18 protein-coding genes are annotated in these 17241 nt (G+C 66.7%); 8 read left to right on the top strand and 10 right to left on the bottom strand.

Translation table 11 applies throughout. The features are described 5' to 3' along the window. Nucleotides 1-81: 81 nt before the first annotated feature. A complete protein-coding gene (locus tag DV709_RS15005) occupies nucleotides 82-1488 on the bottom strand; it encodes a class II fumarate hydratase (protein WP_117595346.1) in 1407 nt (468 codons plus the stop codon). Between the two features lie 262 nt (nucleotides 1489-1750). Between DV709_RS15005 and DV709_RS15000 the strand changes: the two genes are divergently transcribed. Genes DV709_RS15000 through DV709_RS14985 form a run of 4 tightly spaced genes read left to right on the top strand, consistent with a single transcriptional unit; the run spans nucleotide 1751 to nucleotide 6181 of the window. Next, nucleotides 1751-3106 carry an ABC transporter substrate-binding protein gene (locus DV709_RS15000; RefSeq protein WP_117595201.1) on the top strand — a complete coding sequence of 452 codons (1356 nt, stop codon included), beginning with the start codon at nucleotides 1751-1753 and terminating at the stop codon, nucleotides 3104-3106. Nucleotides 3107-3118: 12 nt separating this feature from the next. After that, nucleotides 3119-4159, top strand: a complete 1041-nt coding sequence (locus DV709_RS14995) for a carbohydrate ABC transporter permease (RefSeq protein WP_117595200.1) — start codon at nucleotides 3119-3121, stop codon at nucleotides 4157-4159. Continuing rightward, complete coding sequence (locus DV709_RS14990; protein WP_117595199.1) at nucleotides 4156-5040, top strand: carbohydrate ABC transporter permease; 885 nt, start codon at nucleotides 4156-4158, stop codon at nucleotides 5038-5040. The genes DV709_RS14995 and DV709_RS14990 overlap by 4 nt, the downstream gene beginning before the upstream one ends. A gap of 1 nt (nucleotide 5041) precedes the next feature. After that, on the top strand, nucleotides 5042-6181 hold the full coding sequence (locus tag DV709_RS14985) for an ABC transporter ATP-binding protein (RefSeq protein ID WP_117595198.1): 1140 nt from the start codon (nucleotides 5042-5044) through the stop codon (nucleotides 6179-6181). 3 nt (nucleotides 6182-6184) lie between these two features. On the opposite strand, the gene DV709_RS14980 is transcribed toward DV709_RS14985, so the two are convergent. The 3 genes from DV709_RS14980 to DV709_RS14970 all read right to left on the bottom strand — a co-directional run bounded on the left by DV709_RS14980 (nucleotide 6185) and on the right by DV709_RS14970 (nucleotide 8463). Further along, complete coding sequence (locus DV709_RS14980) at nucleotides 6185-7414, bottom strand: AGE family epimerase/isomerase (RefSeq protein WP_117595197.1); 1230 nt, start codon at nucleotides 7412-7414, stop codon at nucleotides 6185-6187. Nucleotides 7415-7493: 79 nt separating this feature from the next. Then, nucleotides 7494-7751 carry a BolA family protein gene (locus DV709_RS14975; RefSeq protein ID WP_117595196.1) on the bottom strand — a complete coding sequence of 86 codons (258 nt, stop codon included), beginning with the start codon at nucleotides 7749-7751 and terminating at the stop codon, nucleotides 7494-7496. 106 nt (nucleotides 7752-7857) lie between these two features. After that, on the bottom strand, nucleotides 7858-8463 hold the full coding sequence (locus DV709_RS14970; RefSeq protein ID WP_198665727.1) for an HdeD family acid-resistance protein: 606 nt from the start codon (nucleotides 8461-8463) through the stop codon (nucleotides 7858-7860). Between the two features lie 149 nt (nucleotides 8464-8612). Here DV709_RS14970 and DV709_RS14965 point away from each other — a divergent pair, with 149 nt between their 5' ends. Further along, nucleotides 8613-9086 (top strand): hypothetical protein, encoded by a 474-nt coding sequence (locus DV709_RS14965; RefSeq protein WP_117595195.1) that lies wholly within the window; start codon nucleotides 8613-8615, stop codon nucleotides 9084-9086. Here the strand turns inward: DV709_RS14965 and fen are convergent, their stop codons facing one another. Then, nucleotides 9087-10067: a flap endonuclease-1 gene (fen, locus tag DV709_RS14960; protein WP_117595194.1), complete on the bottom strand. Its 981-nt coding sequence runs from the start codon at nucleotides 10065-10067 to the stop codon at nucleotides 9087-9089. Nucleotides 10068-10092: 25 nt separating this feature from the next. Continuing rightward, complete coding sequence (locus DV709_RS14955) at nucleotides 10093-10713, bottom strand: GNAT family N-acetyltransferase (protein ID WP_117595193.1); 621 nt, start codon at nucleotides 10711-10713, stop codon at nucleotides 10093-10095. A 227-nt stretch (nucleotides 10714-10940) separates the two neighbouring features. Here DV709_RS14955 and DV709_RS14950 point away from each other — a divergent pair, with 227 nt between their 5' ends. Further along, on the top strand, nucleotides 10941-11360 hold the full coding sequence (locus DV709_RS14950) for a DUF3054 domain-containing protein (protein WP_117595192.1): 420 nt from the start codon (nucleotides 10941-10943) through the stop codon (nucleotides 11358-11360). Between the two features lie 33 nt (nucleotides 11361-11393). Here DV709_RS14950 and DV709_RS14945 read toward each other — a convergent pair whose 3' ends face one another. Then, entirely contained in the window at nucleotides 11394-12770 is a 1377-nt protein-coding gene (locus DV709_RS14945; protein ID WP_117595191.1) for an MFS transporter, read from the bottom strand. Between the two features lie 346 nt (nucleotides 12771-13116). On the opposite strand from DV709_RS14945, the gene DV709_RS14940 reads away from it, so the two are divergent. Together DV709_RS14940 and DV709_RS14935 are read left to right on the top strand one after the other, a co-directional pair. Then, nucleotides 13117-13341 carry a hypothetical protein gene (locus DV709_RS14940; protein ID WP_117595190.1) on the top strand — a complete coding sequence of 75 codons (225 nt, stop codon included), beginning with the start codon at nucleotides 13117-13119 and terminating at the stop codon, nucleotides 13339-13341. A gap of 214 nt (nucleotides 13342-13555) precedes the next feature. After that, complete coding sequence (locus DV709_RS14935; RefSeq protein ID WP_117595189.1) at nucleotides 13556-14554, top strand: ornithine cyclodeaminase family protein; 999 nt, start codon at nucleotides 13556-13558, stop codon at nucleotides 14552-14554. A 33-nt stretch (nucleotides 14555-14587) separates the two neighbouring features. Here the strand turns inward: DV709_RS14935 and DV709_RS14930 are convergent, their stop codons facing one another. The 3 genes from DV709_RS14930 to DV709_RS14920 all read right to left on the bottom strand — a co-directional run bounded on the left by DV709_RS14930 (nucleotide 14588) and on the right by DV709_RS14920 (nucleotide 17173). After that, nucleotides 14588-15031, bottom strand: coding sequence for a hypothetical protein (locus tag DV709_RS14930; RefSeq protein ID WP_232819753.1), 444 nt, complete (start codon nucleotides 15029-15031; stop codon nucleotides 14588-14590). A 104-nt stretch (nucleotides 15032-15135) separates the two neighbouring features. Further along, nucleotides 15136-16203, bottom strand: a complete 1068-nt coding sequence (locus DV709_RS14925; RefSeq protein WP_117595188.1) for an mRNA surveillance protein pelota — start codon at nucleotides 16201-16203, stop codon at nucleotides 15136-15138. Nucleotides 16204-16468: 265 nt separating this feature from the next. Further along, complete coding sequence (locus tag DV709_RS14920; protein ID WP_117595187.1) at nucleotides 16469-17173, bottom strand: DUF4013 domain-containing protein; 705 nt, start codon at nucleotides 17171-17173, stop codon at nucleotides 16469-16471. Nucleotides 17174-17241 lie beyond the last annotated feature (68 nt).

The following is a 17241-nucleotide window of genomic DNA, read 5'->3' as shown; positions in this document are numbered from 1 at the left end:
TGCTGATTTCGCCTCGGCGACACTGTGTCACGCGCAGTCAGCTGTCGTTCACTAACGAGAACCGAGTCCGGTTTCGCTCGTTCAGTCGTCGCCGAGGATGCCTCGGTGGGTCATCCTCTCGGGGTCGAGCACCTCGTCGGCCTCCTCCTCGGTGAGGTACCCTTCGTCGACGGCGACTTCGCGGACCGTCTTGTTCTCCGCGAGCGCTTTCTTGGCGACTTTCGACGCCTTGTCGTAGCCGATGGCGGGGTTGAGCGCCGTCGCCAGCGCCATGCTCCGCTCGACCTGTTCGGCGGCGTACTCCTCGTTGGCTTCGAGTTTGCGGACGAACCGGTCGGCGAACACGGTCGCCGAGTTCGACAGCAGCGACGCCGATTCGAGGAAGTTGTGGGCCAGTACGGGTTTGTAGAGGTTGAGGTCTATCTGGCCCTCCGCCGCACCCGCGGCGACGGCCGCGTCGTTGCCGACGACCTGCTTGTGGACCTGGTTGACGGCCTCGGCGACGACCGGGTTGATTTTACCGGGCATGATGGAACTGCCGGGCTGGTTCTCGGGCTGCTCTATCTCGCCGAGGCCGTTTCGCGGACCCGACGCGAGCAGGCGGAGGTCGTTCGCTATCTTGTTCATCGACCCGGCGACCGTCCGAAGCGCGCCGTGGGCCTCGCCCATCGCGTCGTGGGCGGCCTGCGCCTCGAAGTGGTCGTCGGCCTCGCGGAACTCGACGCCCGTCTCCTCGGCGATGTACGCCGCGGCTTTCTCCGGGAACTCGGGGTGCGTGTTGAGACCCGTCCCGACGGCCGTACCGCCGAGCGCCAGCTCCGAGAGGTGTTCGCGGGTGTGTTCGACGCGGCGGATTCCCTTCTCTATCTGGGTACGGTAGCCGCCGAACTCCTGGCCGAGGCGGACCGGCGTCGCGTCCTGCAGGTGCGTTCGACCGGTCTTGACGACGCCGTCGAACTCCTCCTCTTTCTCGCCGAGCGCCGCGGCGAGCTCCTCTAGCGCCGGAAGCAGGTCCTTCTCGACGGCTTCGAGCGCCGAGACGTGCATCGCCGTCGGGATGACGTCGTTGGAGGACTGCCCGAAGTTGACGTGGTCATTCGGGTGGACCTCGCGGGAGCCGATCTCCGCGCCGACGAGTTCGGCGGCGCGGTTGGCGATGACCTCGTTGGCGTTCATGTTCGACGACGTGCCGGAGCCGGTCTGGAACACGTCGACGGGGAACTGGTCGTCGTGGTCGCCGGCGATGACCTCGTCGGCGGCCTCGACGATGGCGTCGGCTTTCTCCTCGGGAATCAGTCCGAGGTCGCGGTTCGCCTGCGCGGCCGCCTTCTTCACGACCCCGAGCGCGCGGACGAATCGTCGCCCGAAGGTGATGCCCGAGATGGGGAAGTTCTCCACGGCGCGCTGGGTCTGTGCGCCCCAGTAGGCGTCGGCCGGTACCTGCATCTCGCCGAGGCTGTCCCGCTCCGTGCGGTAGTCGTCGCTCATGGTCGCCCCCACGTAGACTGAGGCGTAAAAGCCACCGGTACCGGACGACACGCGCGCGAACCGATAGAGCTGTTCTCCGACCATCTCGCGGGTCTCGACGCTCGACGCCTGCCGGTCTGCGAGACGCTCGGACACCGTTACAGGTTCGCTAGACGGTCAGTTATCACACGTGATAACAATTCACTCGTTACTGAAGAAACCTAGGACAATACTTAACTATCGATAGGGGACATATATCCGCGTAACTCGTTGAGGATACACCATGACCGATAACGACACACCCGTCTCTCGACGCTCGTATCTGAAGTTGACCGGCCTCGCAGGCACCGCTGGCGTCACCGCCCTCGCCGGTTGTTCGCAGGGAAGCGACGGCGACGACGGCGGCAACCAGAGCGGTAACGACAGCGGCAATCAGAGCGGCGGCGGTGACGGCGACGGCGGTAGCGGCAACCAGGAACTCGAAATCGTCCACTGGTGGACCGCCGGCGGCGAGCAGGACGCGCTGAACGCGTTGCTCGAAGGGTTCCAGGAGGAGTATCCGGACGCGAGCGTGAACAACAACCCCGCCCCCGGCGGCGCGGGGAGCGCGCTCGACACCGTCATCCGGAACCGCGTGCTCAACGAGAATCCGCCGAGTACGTTCCAAATCTGGCCGGGACAGGCGCTGACGCCGTACACCGAGAGCGACATGCTCGAAGACATCAGCGACATCTGGTCCGGCGACATGGAGGACGCGTACCTCCAGGGCGTCCGCGACGCCGCGCAGTCCGACGGAAGCTACGTCGCCGTCCCCATCAACATCCACCGGCTGAACAACCTGTTCTACAACGTCTCGGTGGTCGAGGAGGCCGGCGTCGACATGCAGAGCGTCGACAGCCCACAGGCGCTGCTCGACGCGATGGAGACCATCTCGAACAACACCGACGCCGTGCCGATGGCCCACCAGACGCAGTCGCCGTGGTCGTCGCTCCAGCTCTGGGAGGCCATCTTCCAGGCCGAACAGGGCATCGACGCCTACCTGGACTTCACGCAGGGTAACGTCTCGAACCACGAGCAGGGCGTCAAGGACGCGCTCTCGCGGCTGAGTTCCTACAGCGACCACTTCAACGAGGACGCGGGCTCCATCACGTGGGACCAGGGTAACAGCAAAGTCATCAACGGCGACGCCGCCATGATTCACCAGGGCGACTGGGCGGCCGGCCAGTACGACGGCGCCGACGACTTCAACTACGGCGAGCAGTGGGAGCACGTCCCGTTCCCGGGGACGAGCGGCCTCTACGCCGTCGTCACGGACTCGTTCGTCATGCCGACGAACAACCCGTCGCCGGAGACGACCCGCCAGTTCCTCACCTACTGCGGCTCCGTCGACGCACAGGAGCGGTTCAACCCCATCAAGGGGTCGATTCCGCCGCGGACCGACGTGCCGAACGAACCGTTCGGGCCGTTCCTCCAGCAGCAGCGCCAGGACTTCGAGAACTCCGACGCGCAGCCGCCGACCATCGCGCACGGCACCGCCGTCTCGCCGGACGTCAAGAGTAGCCTCGAGGAAGCGTTCGCGGCGTTCAACGAGAACTGGGACGTCGACGGCGCGTACGACCGCATCGCGAACTCGTTCTAACCGGAGCGAGTGATGCGAGAGTTTATTTTTCGACTGTTTGGACGTGGCCGCCGCCCTCCCGACAGCGACGGCGACGCGCGGACCGAGGGTGGAGTCGGGGCCGACGGCCAAGCACGGACGGACGGCGGAACGGTGACGAAAGAACAGACCGTCGGTCGCTCGCGCGTACAGGAGGCCCTCGACAGCGACCTGGTCGGGTCGTTGCCGTTCTGGCTCCCGCCGGCGCTGCTCATCGGTCTGTTCGTCTACGGCGCTATCGGCTGGAACGTCCTCATCTCGTTGACCGATTGGAGCGGCCTCGGCCAACCCGACTACGACTCTCTGAGCTTCGCGATGTACGAGGAGATGCTGTCGGACCCGACGTTCTGGACGGCGACGCAGAACACGTTCGTCCTGCTCATCGTCTTCACCGCGGTCACCCTGCTGTTGGGGCTGTTGCTGGCGATTCTCGTCGACCAGAAGATACGGTTCGAGAACACGTTCCGGACCATCTACCTGCTGCCGATGAGCCTCTCGTTCGTCGTGACGGCTATCTTCTGGTCGTGGATGTACAACCCCGAGATCGGGCTGATAAACGTCGGCCTCCGGTCGCTCGGTCTCGACTTCCTCGCGTACGCGTGGCTGTCGGACCCGCGCTTCTCGCTCGGGGCGGTCATCTTCGCGCTGATGTGGCAGTTCTCCGGCTACTGCATGGTCGTCTACCTCGCCGGACTGCGGGCGATACCGACAGAACAGTACGAGGCGGCCCGTACCGACGGCGCGAGCACGCTCCGCATGTACCGCCGCGTCATCATCCCGCAACTGCGCGCCTCGACGACGAGCGCCGCGGTCGTGCTGATGGTGTTCGCGCTGAAAGCGTTCGACTTCCTGTTCGTCCTGTTCGGGCCGACGCCCGGCCCCTCGACGGACATCCTCTCGGTGATGATGTTCCGCGAGGCGTTCCGCGCGACGAACTGGGCGTACGGGTCGGCTATCGCCACCGTCCTCTTCGTGATGGCGCTCGGCGTTATCGGGCCGTACCTCTATCTCCAGTACAGCCGAGGTGACCTATGAGTTCACAGACAGCGAACGATTCGACGAGCGGTATCGACTTCCAGCGAATCGGACTGTACGCGGTGCTCGCCGTGATGGCCGCGTTCTATCTCTCGCCGCTCGAAAGCGGTCTGATGACGGCGTTCAAATCCCAGGAGGCGTTCATCGGGTCGACGCCGTTCGTCCCGCCGCCGCCGTCTGGCTTTACGGTCGAACCGTGGTTCGAGGCGTGGAGTCGCCTCCAGTTGGGCGTGTTCAACAGCCTCCTGTTGGCGATTCCCGCCACCGCGCTGTCGGCGGTTTTCGGCTCGCTCGCGGCGTACGGCCTGACGAACGTGAACTGGCGCGGACAGGTCGCGGTCATCGTGCTGTTCGTCGCCGGCATCTTCGTCCCCTACCAGTCGGTACTCGTCCCCTTGACGCAGTTCTGGACGATGGTCGGACTCGACGAGATTCTGGCGGCCGTCCCGATGCTCGCGGAGCGTTCGGGTCTCATCGAACTCATCATCACCCACACCGCCTACGGCATCCCCATCTGCACCATCCTCTTTCGGTCGTACTACGCGACCATCGACCCGGAGATGCTGGAGGCGGCTCGGCTCGACGGCGCGACGGTGGCACGCATCTACTGGAAGATCATCCTGCCGCTGTCGGTGCCCATCTTCGCGGTGACGCTCATCTACCAGTTCACCCAGATTTGGAACGACCTCCTGTTCGCGCTGGTGCTTCTCACCAGCCCGGGCAACCAGGTCGTCACCCTCTCTCTGAACCAGTTACAGGGCTCGATGGTCCAACAGTACAACCTACAGATGGCGGGCGCGTTCGTCGCGGCGCTTCCGACGCTCGTCGTCTACGTGCTGTTCGGCGAACAGTTCGCGGAAGGCGTCGCGGGAGAAACCTAACATGGCACAACTCACACTGGACCACGTCACGAAAGTGTTCGACGACAACGGAACCGACATCGTCGCCGTCGACGACGTGAACATCGACCTCGCCGACGGCGAGTTCCTCGTTCTCGTCGGACCCTCCGGCTGCGGCAAGTCGACGACGCTGCGGATGGTCGCCGGCCTGGAGTCGGTGACCAGCGGCGACATCCGCCTCGGCGACCGCGTCATCAACGACGCGTCGCCGCGCGACCGGGACATCGCGATGGTGTTTCAGTCGTACGCGCTGTACCCGCACATGACCGTCCGCGAGAACATGTCGTTCGGGCTCGAGGAGTCGACCGACCTCTCGAACGACGAGATATCGCGGAAAGTGACCGAGACCGCGGAGATGCTCGACATCGGCGAGTTGCTCGACCGCAAACCCCGAGAGCTCTCCGGCGGCCAGCGCCAGCGAGTCGCGCTCGGCCGCGCCATCGTCCGCGACCCGGAGGTGTTCCTGATGGACGAACCGCTGTCGAATCTGGACGCCAAACTCCGGTCGGGGATGCGGACGGAGCTCCAGCGCCTCCAGGAGAACCTCGGCGTGACGACGATGTACGTCACGCACGACCAGACGGAGGCGATGACGATGGGCGACCGCATCGCCATCCTCGACGACGGCAAGCTCCAGCAGGTGGCGACGCCGCTGGAGGCGTACCACCAGCCCGCAAACCAGTTCGTCGCCGGCTTCATCGGCGACCCGTCGATGAACTTCTTCCGGATGGAGGTGCGGGACGACAGACTCGTCGGCGACGAGTTCGCCTACCCCATCTCGCAACGAACCCGCGAGAGCATCGGAGGGACCGAACACGTCACCCTCGGCATCCGTCCGGAGGACATCGAACTCGTCTCCGACGCCGACGGCGACCACGACTACGAGACGGTCGTCGACGTGGTCGAACCGATGGGCAACGAGAACAACGTCTACCTGAACTTCTCCGCCGACAGCGCGACGACGTTCGTCGCGACCATCGGCGGAATGCGTTCGGTCGAGGCGGGGCAACCGGTCGTCGTGCGAATTCCCGAGTCCGCGATTCACCTCTTCGACGCCGAGAGCGGCGAGGCGCTGCAGAACCGGACGCTCGACGAACTCGAAGACACCGAACCGCAGCTCTGAGGCTCAGTCCAGACTCCGCAGCGCCTCCCAGCAGGCTCCAACCGGGTGATAGCCCGGCTCGACCGCCGGCCCCTCGTCGGTGTCGACGTACTCGTTTTCGCGCGTGAGTTTCGTGTACCAGTTTCCGCCGGGGGCGACGAGATTCGACTCGGCGTACGACCAGAGTCGGTCGTACCACTCCAGATAGCGCTCCCGGTCGCCCTCGTCGACGACGTCCGACAGCGCCGCCGCCGCGCCGATGGCCTCCGCGACCGGCCAGCCGTACTTGTCGTCGACGACCGGGTCGCCCTCGCGGTCGAGCGTGTAGTAGAACCCGCCGTACTTGTCGTCCCAGCCGTCGAGCGCCGCCCCGAACAGTTCGGTTGCCCGCGCTCGGAGCCGCGGTTCGTCGCCGTGTCGAGAGAGCGCGGCCGTGAGCTTCGCCCACTCGGCGTGGTGGCCCGGTTGATACCCCCACGGCCGGAACTGGTCGTCGGGTTTCTCTCGGTTGTACTCGAAGTCGTGCTCCCACGCATCGGTGTAATGCTCCCAGATACGCCCACCCGTCTCTTCGGCGAGGTCGACAGTCATCCGTCGCGCGATGGTCAGCGCTCGGTCGAGGTATCGGCGCTCGTCGGTCGCCTCGTACGCGCCGAGCATCGCCTCGCACATGTGCATGTTCGCGTTCTGGCCGCGGTACGGTTCGACGGGGTTCCAGTCGGCGTCGAGTTCGCTCCGGCAGAGACCGTGTTCGTCCTCCCAGAAGCGGTCGTCGATAACGTCGACCGTCTCTTCGAGGCGTTCGCGTGCGCCGGAGACGCCCGCCGCCGTCGCCTCGGCGTACGCGAGCAGGACGAACGCGTGGCCGTAGCAGGAGCGACGCCCGTCGACGGGGGTGCTCCCAGAGAGGAGCCAGTGATAGCCGCCGGTGTCGGCGTCGCGGTGGGCGTCGGCGAGGAAGTCGACGCCGCGAGTCGCCGCGGAGCGGCACCAACTCAGCGCGTCGGCGTCGGCGTCGGCGGCGTCGGCGCCCGTCGCCGCTTCGTCGAGACGCGCGCCGCGGGCGAAGTTGACGACGAACCGCGCAGAGGAGACGAGATGTCGGGAGTCGGCGTCGTAGATGCGGCCCGTCTGCTCGTCGAGTTGAGCGACGAAGCCGCCGCGGGTCTCGTCGATGCAGGTGGGATAGTAAAACGTCAGCACGTCTGCGACGTGGCCGCGAAGCCACGCTGGGTCCCGAAACCGGTCGGTCATTGCTGTGCGACCCGACGCGAGCGCGGTGCAAAAGCGTGGGGGCGTGGGCAGTCGAAGCGGCGGGACGCCGAGCGGTCGGCTACTGCCCGTCGTACTCGTCGGGCGTGTACGTCTTGATCTCCATCGCGTGGATGTCCGTCGTCATGCGTTCACCGAGGGCGTCGTACACCATCTGGTGTTGCTGGACGAGCGACTTCCCCTCGAACGCCGGGGAGACGACGACGGCCGCGAAGTGGGCGTCTTCGTGATTCTCGTCGGGGCTTCGCGGTCTCGACACGGTCGCGTCCGCGCCCTCGATGCTGGCTTCGATGAGCCGCTCTATCTCGCTGAGATCCATATCGGATGCGGGGCGCGCAACGACTAAAAACGACGCGAATGTTCTAGGAATAGTTACGGCGGCCCGTCGGGCGGACCGCCGTCGGCTCCGTCGGGCGAATCTCCGCTCAGGCGCTCCGGGCCGCCGCCGCCGTTCTCTCCTCGCGGGCGTGGCTGCGGCCGTCCATAGCGACCATCACCATCGAGACGCCCGAGGCGAGGAGGTTCACGCCGAACAGGAGGCCGACGGCCCAGAGGGCGGTGCTCGGGAAGCCGACGAACAGCAGCGCCGCGACGACGAGGCCGAGGACGCCGCTGGCGACGACCCAGCCCCAGTTGGCCTCGGGACGGAGGCGCAGGCCCATCGCGACCTCCAGCAGCCCGTCGACGAGGAAGTACGCGATGAGCAGTATCGTCAGCGAGACGAGACCGTACACCGGATTCGCGATGAGCGCCACACCGGCGACGGTGTAGAGAATCGCGAGCGCGCCCTGCAGGAGCGCACCAGCCCAACTCTCAGCGCCGAACGCGTGGATACCGCGAAGCGCCGCTCCGACGACGAGCAGCGCGCCGAGCAGCATCGAGAGGGCGACGCCCGTGACGAACGGTGCGAGGATGGCGACAACGCCCATCACCGCGATGATTCCCCCGACGATCATGAGCGTGCGCCACGTCGCGGATACGTCGGCGACGGGACCGCTCATCTGCATCGAGGATGTTTCTTCAGTACTCATAGTAATCGACAGTGACGTAATAGCCACGTGAGAGCATAAGCTAGCGTTTATAAATGCTGCGACAATCGCTCGCCGGAACCGGTCGGGTTACGGGACGGTACGCTGCCTCCGGTGGTCACCGTTTAGTGTCCGTGGCGTGAGCACCCGCCGTGTCGTCTGTCACCGAGCGCGTTCGAGCGCACCTCGTCTCGGAGGAGTCCGACCTTCTCGCCGGCATCGTAGACTGCGCGGACGCCGTCGCCGCCGGGTGGCCCGAGCGGACGACGACCGACCGCTCGAACGTCGTTCCCCCGTTCGAAACTGTCCTCGCCCGCGCGGGTATCACCGACCAGTTACCGAGCTTGCTCGCCCGCTGCGTCGACGCCGCTGGGTACGATCTCGCGGCCCCGCCGGTCGCCGCTCCGCCGTACGTCGTCGTCACCGCGACGGGGCCGATGCTCCGAGCGACGCTCGAACCCGGTCGCCTGGTGGTCTCGCTCCGCGTCTTCGAGGTCGAACGCGGCGAAGACGCCGGCTGCGATGGCTTCGGCGACGGCAACGGCGACGATGCGAGTGAGGGCGACCTCCGATACCGTCGACGAGGTGAGACGCCCGCAGAGATCGTCTCGGTCGAACTCCGGTAGTCAGGTCCAGCGGTCGAGACCCGTCTGACTCAGCGCGTCGTCGATGCGGTCGAAGCCGCGTTCGACCTCGTCGGCGTCGACTTCCCACTCCTCGGTGACGTACGCCCGCGCCGCCGGGATGTCGGGGTCGAGGTCGGTGTCGAACTCGTACTCGTCGGTCACCGGCGGGTCCAGGAACAGGTCGCGGATGCGGTCGGCGAACTCGACGTGCTCGCCGCGCGCCTCCAGAACCGAGAAGAGGTCGCCGTGCTCTCTCACCAACTTGAGCGCCGTCTTCGGACCGATGCCGTCGACGCCGGGGTTGAAGTCCGTCCCGCAGAGGATGCCCACGTCGACGAGTTGCTCGTAGGTGAGGTCGTGTTCTTCGAGCGTCGCGTCCAGATCCATCAGTTCGGGATTGCCGGAACTCGTGAGCTGGCGGAGCGTCAGCGGCGCACCGAACAGCAGCGTGTCGTAGTCCTCGCTGCCGACGTAGTCGGCGTCGCCGCGGCGGGCCATGTACGACGCCTGCGCCTCACCTTCGGCGGGCGCTTCGACGTAGGGGACGTCGAGCAGGTCGAGCAACTCTCGGCTGGTTCGCTGGATGACGCTCGTCAGCCGCTGCGTGCGCGCTTCGAGGCGGGCGACCTCGATGTGGTCGCCGCGCTCGCGGGCGTCCTCGAGCAGTTCTTCGGCCTTCTCGCGCTGTTCGCGTCGCTCGGCCACCTCGTCGTCTTTCAGCTCCGTGACGCCGCCGTCGAAGACGAAGACGGGGACGAGGTCGTGCTCGAAGAATTTGGGCAACCCTTGAACGATGCCGACGAGGTTGGCGACTTCCTCGCCGTCGCTCGTGGTGTACACCTCGTCGCGGGTCCACTTGACGGTCGTCGTCAGATACCGGTAGAGCCAGTTGTGCGCGTCGACGGCGACGATTCTCCCGTCGAGGTCGTCGAACGACACCTCGGAGAGCGCCGCCAACTGGCGCAACGCTGCGTTTCCCATCGGCCGTCGTTAGGCGGTCTCGGAGTTAAACGTCCGCCCTTTCGGGCGCGTCGATTCGTTCCGGCGGGTCGGCGTCGACTCTCGATTCGAGAAACGCTCGCTCGTCGTCGCCGAGGTCGCGCGCTCGATAGACGTCCAGTCCGGACTGGTAGCGGCCGCGCTCGCGGTAGTCCGTCTCCTCGCCGCACTCGTCGCCCAACTGGCGCTCCAGCACCAACTCCGCCAACCCGGTCTGCCGACCCGTGTACGCGAACCCGGCTTTGTACAGCGCCTCGTAGGCGAACGGGTTGTTGACCGCGATTCGGAGACGGCGGTACCCTCGACCCGTCGCTCGCTCCGCGAGAAACGCGACGAGTCCCGGTCCGAGTCCGTCGCCGCGGAAATCCTGGCGCACGGTGACGTAACGAATCCAGAGCGTACCGGAGTCCGTTCGGTCCTCGTTGAACGCGACGGCGGCGAGCACGTCGCGGTCGAACTCGTCACCGTCGTCCGCCCCTCGCGCTTCCTCGGCCGATGTCTCGTCGTCGACGCGGACGACCGCTTTCCCCGTGTTCGACATGACGAACTTCCCGGCGTAGCTGAACTGCCGGTAGTCGAGGCGCAGCGTCGGCCCGTCCGCCGGCCAGCCGAGCACGCGGTACTCCATACCGTCCGATTCGCACGCCGCGACAAAGGCCGTGCGGTCCGAGTCGAACTATGCAGTTTGCAGTCGAACAGTGTGGTTCGCAGTCGAACTGCGCGGTCCGCGGTCGACCCGTCCGCTTCGTCGGAAGCGACCGCGAGCGGGACGCCGCGCTGCGACCAGCGTGTCACGCTCTCACGTGCGAAGACGACAAACCGGACAATCATTAGGCCCCATGCGAATCTCCCGATATGGCCACCCAATCGGAATCGTTCTGGGACCAACGAATCGACAGGGGAACGCTGCCCTTGGCCGTCGGCGACCTGCTCGTCATCGGCCTCGTGCTCACGTTCGGCGTCGTCACGCACAACGGCGTCTCTTACCTCACGACCGACACCGTCGGTTGGCTCTCGACGCTCGTACCGTTCTACGTCGGCTGGCTCGTCTGCGCGCCGCTGGTCGGCGCGTACTCCGCCGGCGCGGGCGAGTCCGCGAAGGCGTCGATTCCGCTCGCCGTTCGGTCGTGGGTCCCGGCGGACATCGTCGGGCTCGGCCTCCGCGCCTCACCGTTCTTCGAGGGCGGTGCCGACCCCATCTTCATCGTCATCTCGCTCGTCACCGTCGGCGTCGGCCTCGGCGTCTACCGGTGGCTCGTGTTCAAAGTGCGCTGAAAACAGACTCCCGCTCCGGCGGTCGAGACCGACTCAGGCCGTCGACGCGTTCCGCGAAAGGTACACGCCGACCAGCGACGCGAGTGCGGCGAAGCCGGCGAGCGTGACGAACAGCACGTCCGGCGACGCGTACTCGAGAATCGCGCCCGCGATAGCGCCGCCGAGCGCGCCGACGCCGAAGACGCCGAGGTAGGTGTAACCGTACGAGAGCCCGCGCGTCCCGGCGGGCGTGTACTCCGCGACGGTCGCCTGGTACAGCGGTTGCACGACGAACAGCGCGAAGCCGAGAACCGCGGCGACGACGAGCAGCGGGACGACACCGAGGTTCGCCACCGGGAGGAAGACGAGCGCGAGAATCGCCAGTCCGGCGAACGCGCCGGCGATACCCTTCTCGGGAGCGACGCTGTCGGTCAGTTTCCCGCCCGCGTACTGGCCGAGGACGCCGATCATGAGCAGCCCCGAGTAGATGTAGCGCTCGGGGTTGAGTTGGCTATCTCCGGAGGCCTCCAGGCCGACCGACGCGAGCAAGTCGCCGGGGACCAACGACGAAATCGACACGGGGTCGACGCCCGGCAGTCCCGACAGCAACTGCGGCAGGAACGTGAGAACGCCGCGGTAGTACAGCCCCGAGCACATCACCACGACGAAGACGAAGACGAAACTGCCGGCGAACAGCCGTCTCGACTCGGTGACGAACTCGCCCCACGACTCGACGCCGGCGTCGGCCTTGGAGCCGCCGCCGGACGACTCCGCCGACTGGCGAGCCTCCGGGTCGTCGGACCCGGAGGTTCCCCCGTCGGTCTCGGCCGTCGTACCCCTCACGGCCGCGGTCTCGTCGAACTCGGCGCGGTTGGCGAACAGCGCCGCCAGAAGCGCCGGAACGGCGAGGATGATCGCGACGATGCGCCAGTCGACGAACAAGAGGAGAATCGCGGCGACGAGCGGGCCGAGGCCGATGCCGATGTTTCCGGCCATCCCGTGGTACGCGAAGCCGGTGCCGCGCTCCTCGACGCCCTTACTGATGAGCGCCAGTCCCGCCGGGTGATAGACGCTCGCGGCCGCGCCCCAGCAGAGGAAGGCGGCGGCGATTGCGAGAACGCTCGGCGAGACGCCGAGCACGAAGAACGACACGGACATCCCGAGAAGACAGAGCGTGATGAGGCGGCGCGAGCCGAGTCGGTCGACGAGTACGCCGCCGGGGAGCGCGCCGAGACCGAAGAGGCCGTAACCGGCGGTGACGACCAAGCCGAGCGTCGCCGAGTTCACCGGGAACTGGGCGAGACCGAGATTGATGGTCTCGAACTCGCTCAACCAGATAGTGACGAAGATGGGAACGGACAACTCGTAGGTGTGGACCATCCCGTGTGCGAGCATCACGAGCGCCACGATCGAACGGTCGTTACGGTTCACGGTGGTGATTCTGACGACGGAACGGTTTAACTCACCGATGGGGGCAAACCGGACGAAACCCCGGCCGACGCGCGCTACCGAAGGAGAATAGCGGAGTCGTCACACGGACGCTGCAAGCTACCTTTGAGATACCTACACACGCTAGGATTTCACGATAGCCGCCGATATCGGCCGCCTCGAAGCTCGAAACGCGGCTCTCTTCAGAGCAGTTCTCCCGGTCGACGAAACCGCGGAGCGAACTCGTATTCTCATAAGTTATAGAAATCTCACCCACTGATTTTCTGGTGGTTGCCGTTTGGTCACAGGAAAGAATTATATATCCCCCATGCATACTTTGTAATACATTATGACCGGATACTACGACTACGTTCTCGGGCTTATTCCTCTGGTGTTGTTCGGAGTCACTGCAATACTCACCATCACCGGCGTCGGTCTCACGACCGCCGTCCCGATTGCGGCGATGGGTTCGGTCGGCATCATGGGTCACGCGCTGTTCGTCAACGGTCCGGTGGAGAGTCAGCCCGGTGCCGTTTCGCAGAACGCCCAGAGCCAGCAACTCAACGCCGACTGAGTCTGCTCCCGACCATCCTCTCTCTTCTCCATCCTCTCTCCCCTCTCTTCTCCATCCTCTCTCCCCTCTCTTCTCCATCCTCTCTCCCCTCTCTTCTCCACCCTCTCTCTTCTCGGGGTCGCGTTCTCCCGTCATTTCTTCGCCTCCTCGGCGAGCTCTCGTCTTTCTGTCCGACGCCCTCACGGTTTTAGGTCCCGCGTCCGTCTCGTCGGGTATGACAGACGCGTTGTTTCTCACGAGCGAGGACGTCGCCGGACTCGCAACGCCCGCAGAGTACGTCGACGCAGTGCGAGAGGGGTATCGGCAACGCGGCGAGGGCGCGCCGGCCGAGCCCCGGACCAAACTCGTCAACGGCGACCCGCCGGGGATGTTCACCACCTACGCCGCCGTCCTCCCCGAGACGGGCGCGATGGGCGGCTACATGTACGCGGCGGGCTTCGGCGAGCGCGACGCCTGGTTCATGACACCGCTTTTCGACGCCGAGTCGGGGGAACCGCTCGCGTTGCTCGACGGCGCGAGCATGAACCCCTTCAAGACGGGTGCGGCGGGCGGCGTCGCCGTCGACGCCCTCGCCCGCGAGGACGCCGAGTCGGTCGCCATCATCGGCAGCGGTGCCCAGGCCCGCGGCCAGTTGCGCGCGACGGCCGCGGTCCGCGACCTCGACACCGTCTGGGTGTACTCGCCGACGAAGGAGAACCGCGAGTCGTTCGCCGGGGAGATGGACCGACTGCTGGACGCGAGCGTCGCCGCCGTCGCCTCCAGCGCCGCCGCCGTCGAGGGTGCGGACGTCGTCGTCACCGCGACGAACGCCTCTGAACCGGTGTTCGACGGCGACCTGCTCGAACCGGGGACTCACGTCACGGCGATGGGCCAGTACAACGCCGACAAACGAGAGGTCGACACGACGACGATAGAGCGCGCGAAGTACGTCCCCGACCTCCGAGCGCGCGCGACCAGAGACGCCGGGGCGTTCCTCCACGCGATGGAGGAGGGCGTCGTCACCGAGGAGGACATCTACGCCGAACTCGGTGACGTGGTCGCCGGCGAGGTGCCGGGACGCGAGAACGACGAGGAGATCACGCTGTTCGACAGCGGCGGTACCGGTATCGAGACGGTCGCCGCGGCGTACATGCTGTACGAGAAGGCGCGCGACGACGGGCTCGGAACGTCCATCGGCCTCGCGCCCGCCAGCGAGGCGCTCACCGGCGAGTGAGCGGGCTCCGTTTCGGCCCGCCGCCGGTTAGAGTTAGATGGTCGCTCGGGAGATGCGGAACAGCCCATCGAGCGCACGGGGAAACGCCGCTAACGCGAGCAAGACGAAGACGACCGGGGCGAAGACGCCCAGCCAGCCAACGCCGGTACGGAGGTAGAGTTCGGTACCGAGAAGCGTCCCGGCGGCGACGGCGCCGCCGTAGTACGCCGACCGAATCGGCATCGTCCGAACCTGACCGACGCGCGGCCACGCGCCGACGTCGAGATACCGTCCCCGGAAACTGCCGACGGCGACGACGGCGATCGAAAGCGAGGCCAGCGCCGCTGCCGACACCGGCCCCGCGGGCCGAACGCCCAGCAGGAGCACGAGCACCGGTAGCGTGAGGAACGACACCTCCATCGCCGCGAAGAAGACGAAGCCGAGCCACCGCTCGAACCGGTCGGTCGTCGTCCGTCCGTCCCGTCTGCGGCGCGCCACGGACGGAGGTAGGATTCGACGGGCAAAAGCGTCATCCCCGAGACGTGACGGTCTCTCACGGGTGAATGCGTCGACCGCAGGCGGAGAAACGACGGCCCGGAGCGCTATTCGAGCCGGTAGCGGAGCAGCGCCGCGACGCCGCCGAGGTTCTTCAACTGCTGGCCGGGTTGGAACTCCGCCGAGAACACCGTGACCTCGCCGCCCTTCTGTTCGACGGTCTCGATTATCTCGTTGACGTCCCGCTCCCAGTCGCCGCGGCCCTGCCGCTCGTCGCGCAGGCGGGAGTCCAGTATCAACAGCTCCTCTATCGCGCCGAACTCCGCGGCCTGTGCCACCTGCTCGACGCCGTAGGCGGCCTTCGCGCCCTCTGCGATGCGCTCCATCAGGTCGTCGATGCGCTCGGCCTCGCGGGCGATGCGCGTCTCCTTCTGCACGTCGTCGACCGCCCCGCGTTTCAGCACCTCGTGGACGCCGCGGTCGCCGACGCTCGCGGTGTCGACGGTCGTCAGCTTCTCGGCCACCTCGGGGTAGTTGTCGGCGATGTGGTCGCGGGCGTCCTGCTTCGTGAAGCCCGGGCCGGCCAGAATCACGGTGTCGGCGTCGACGTGCGACAGCGCGGAGCCCAGTTCGTCGAACAGCTCGCTCCGCGGGCGGGCGTACTCGCCCTTCCCCGTCGGCGCGGTGAACGACGCGTACTCCTCGGTGCCGTACTGCGCGACGGTGTGGATGTACGCCTCGCCCTCCTCGACGGTGGCGATGACCACGTCGGGGTTCTCGGTGGCTCGTTCGGCCTCCTCGATGCGGTCTATCTGGTCGGGCTTGAAGTGTTTCTCGACGGTTATCTCGCCGCGCTCCTCGACGTTGAGCGTGTGGTGGTGGCCGAGTTGGTCCTCGCGGGAACAGCCGACGATGACGCCGCCGACCCGGAGACGGTTGGCGAAGCGGGCGAACTCCACGTCGTCGACTTCGATGGTGACGTTGAGGTGCTCGCGCTCGCCGCCGGTGTCGCGCATCTGGTCGTCGGCCCGCTGGATGCGCCGGGTCGTGTCGCCCGAGACGCGGTCGCCGGGCTCGAGTACGTACGAGAGGTGCCAGAGGTCGTCGACGTTCTCGGGGACGAGCGTGATGCGCTCGCGCCCCTCCTCGCCGCGACCACGGCCTGCGATTCGCATGTTCGAATCTCGCCCTCGGGGGTTAAGGTGGCTTTGCATCGTCGCAGTCGCGGCCGCGTGCGACCGTGACAGCCGACGACGTGCAGAAGGAGACGCGCAACGAACCCTTATGAGGGATAACGGGACCACACCGTCCCGTGCGTCGAAACCTGACTGCGGGTCGCTCCGAGCAACCATCGGAGCGGGGTCGAAGCCGTCGCGTGGTCGCCGCCCGCAGACCGAGACGACGACCGCCAGTTCGCCAGTCAGTCGCGGTAGCCGTGCGTCAACCCGCCTCTGTCCGCCCCGCCGGGACGTTCTCTCCCGCCGGGACGCTCTCGCCGAGAACGCGGCCGACCAGCGCCGCCGCCGCGACTTCCGCGTAGAACAACAGGAAGAAGCCGACGAAGCGGGGAACCGACCGAGGTGCGCCCAACGACGACAGCACCGCAGCGACGCTCAGGAGGCCGGCGGCGGCGACGACGGCGACGAAGTAGCGCGCGTCGGTCGCCGTCGTCCGAAGCAGAGACCGGTCGAACGCGGCTCGCACCCGACGCTCACGCGCGTACCCGGCAAGCGCCGCCGGGAGGAGGTACGCGACACCGAGCGCCGCGAGCAGCGCCGCCGTCGACCCGGCGAGGACGGCGATACTGGCCGTTCCGGCCAACGTCTCCGGCGAGAGTTCGCTCGCTCCACCGAGGGTTACGAGCAGCACGACGAGCGGACCTGCTACGTAGCAGAGAATCACCAGCGTCGCCTTCACCCCGTCGACGACGAGTGCGCGCCAGTCCCCGAATCCCGGCGGCGTCCCGTCTCTGAACGCCGCGGGACCGTCGCCGACGTGGTCGAGCACCCGAACGAGGTAGCCGAACACCAGAATCAGCGGCACGAGCGGGACGAACGCGGTGACGACGTGGAGACCGCCGCCGACGATTATCCGCTCTGCTGCGCCGTCGCCGCCGAGCGGATACCGAAGCGACTCCCGTAGCATCGGTGGGTCGTTTTCGAGCGAGTCGCTTCACGGTATCGCTCCGCGTCGCTGGAGTGCGACACCCCCGG

This window comes from Haloprofundus halophilus, assembly GCF_003439925.1.
Lineage (GTDB): Archaea > Halobacteriota > Halobacteria > Halobacteriales > Haloferacaceae > Haloprofundus > Haloprofundus halophilus.
The sequence above is the reverse complement of the archived record's forward strand: the minus strand, read 5'-3'. Positions and strand labels throughout refer to the sequence as shown.

Bases quoted from the DNA above. Each gene is read 5' to 3' on its own strand.
- DV709_RS14940 (WP_117595190.1), top strand. From the start codon at position 13,117: ATGACCGGATACTACGACTACGTTCTCGGGCTTATTCCTCTGGTGTTG.
- DV709_RS14955 (WP_117595193.1), bottom strand. From the start codon at position 10,713: ATGGAGTACCGCGTGCTCGGCTGGCCGGCGGACGGGCCGACGCTGCGC.
- DV709_RS15000 (WP_117595201.1), top strand. From the start codon at position 1,751: ATGACCGATAACGACACACCCGTCTCTCGACGCTCGTATCTGAAGTTG.
- fen (WP_117595194.1), bottom strand. From the start codon at position 10,067: ATGGGAAACGCAGCGTTGCGCCAGTTGGCGGCGCTCTCCGAGGTGTCG.
- DV709_RS14950 (WP_117595192.1), top strand. From the start codon at position 10,941: ATGGCCACCCAATCGGAATCGTTCTGGGACCAACGAATCGACAGGGGA.
- DV709_RS14985 (WP_117595198.1), top strand. From the start codon at position 5,042: ATGGCACAACTCACACTGGACCACGTCACGAAAGTGTTCGACGACAAC.
- DV709_RS15005 (WP_117595346.1), bottom strand. From the start codon at position 1,488: ATGAGCGACGACTACCGCACGGAGCGGGACAGCCTCGGCGAGATGCAG.
- DV709_RS14975 (WP_117595196.1), bottom strand. From the start codon at position 7,751: ATGGATCTCAGCGAGATAGAGCGGCTCATCGAAGCCAGCATCGAGGGC.
- DV709_RS14925 (WP_117595188.1), bottom strand. From the start codon at position 16,203: ATGCGAATCGCAGGCCGTGGTCGCGGCGAGGAGGGGCGCGAGCGCATC.
- DV709_RS14970 (WP_198665727.1), bottom strand. From the start codon at position 8,463: ATGAGTACTGAAGAAACATCCTCGATGCAGATGAGCGGTCCCGTCGCC.
- DV709_RS14980 (WP_117595197.1), bottom strand. From the start codon at position 7,414: ATGACCGACCGGTTTCGGGACCCAGCGTGGCTTCGCGGCCACGTCGCA.
- DV709_RS14935 (WP_117595189.1), top strand. From the start codon at position 13,556: ATGACAGACGCGTTGTTTCTCACGAGCGAGGACGTCGCCGGACTCGCA.
- DV709_RS14920 (WP_117595187.1), bottom strand. From the start codon at position 17,173: ATGCTACGGGAGTCGCTTCGGTATCCGCTCGGCGGCGACGGCGCAGCA.
- DV709_RS14990 (WP_117595199.1), top strand. From the start codon at position 4,156: ATGAGTTCACAGACAGCGAACGATTCGACGAGCGGTATCGACTTCCAG.
- DV709_RS14995 (WP_117595200.1), top strand. From the start codon at position 3,119: ATGCGAGAGTTTATTTTTCGACTGTTTGGACGTGGCCGCCGCCCTCCC.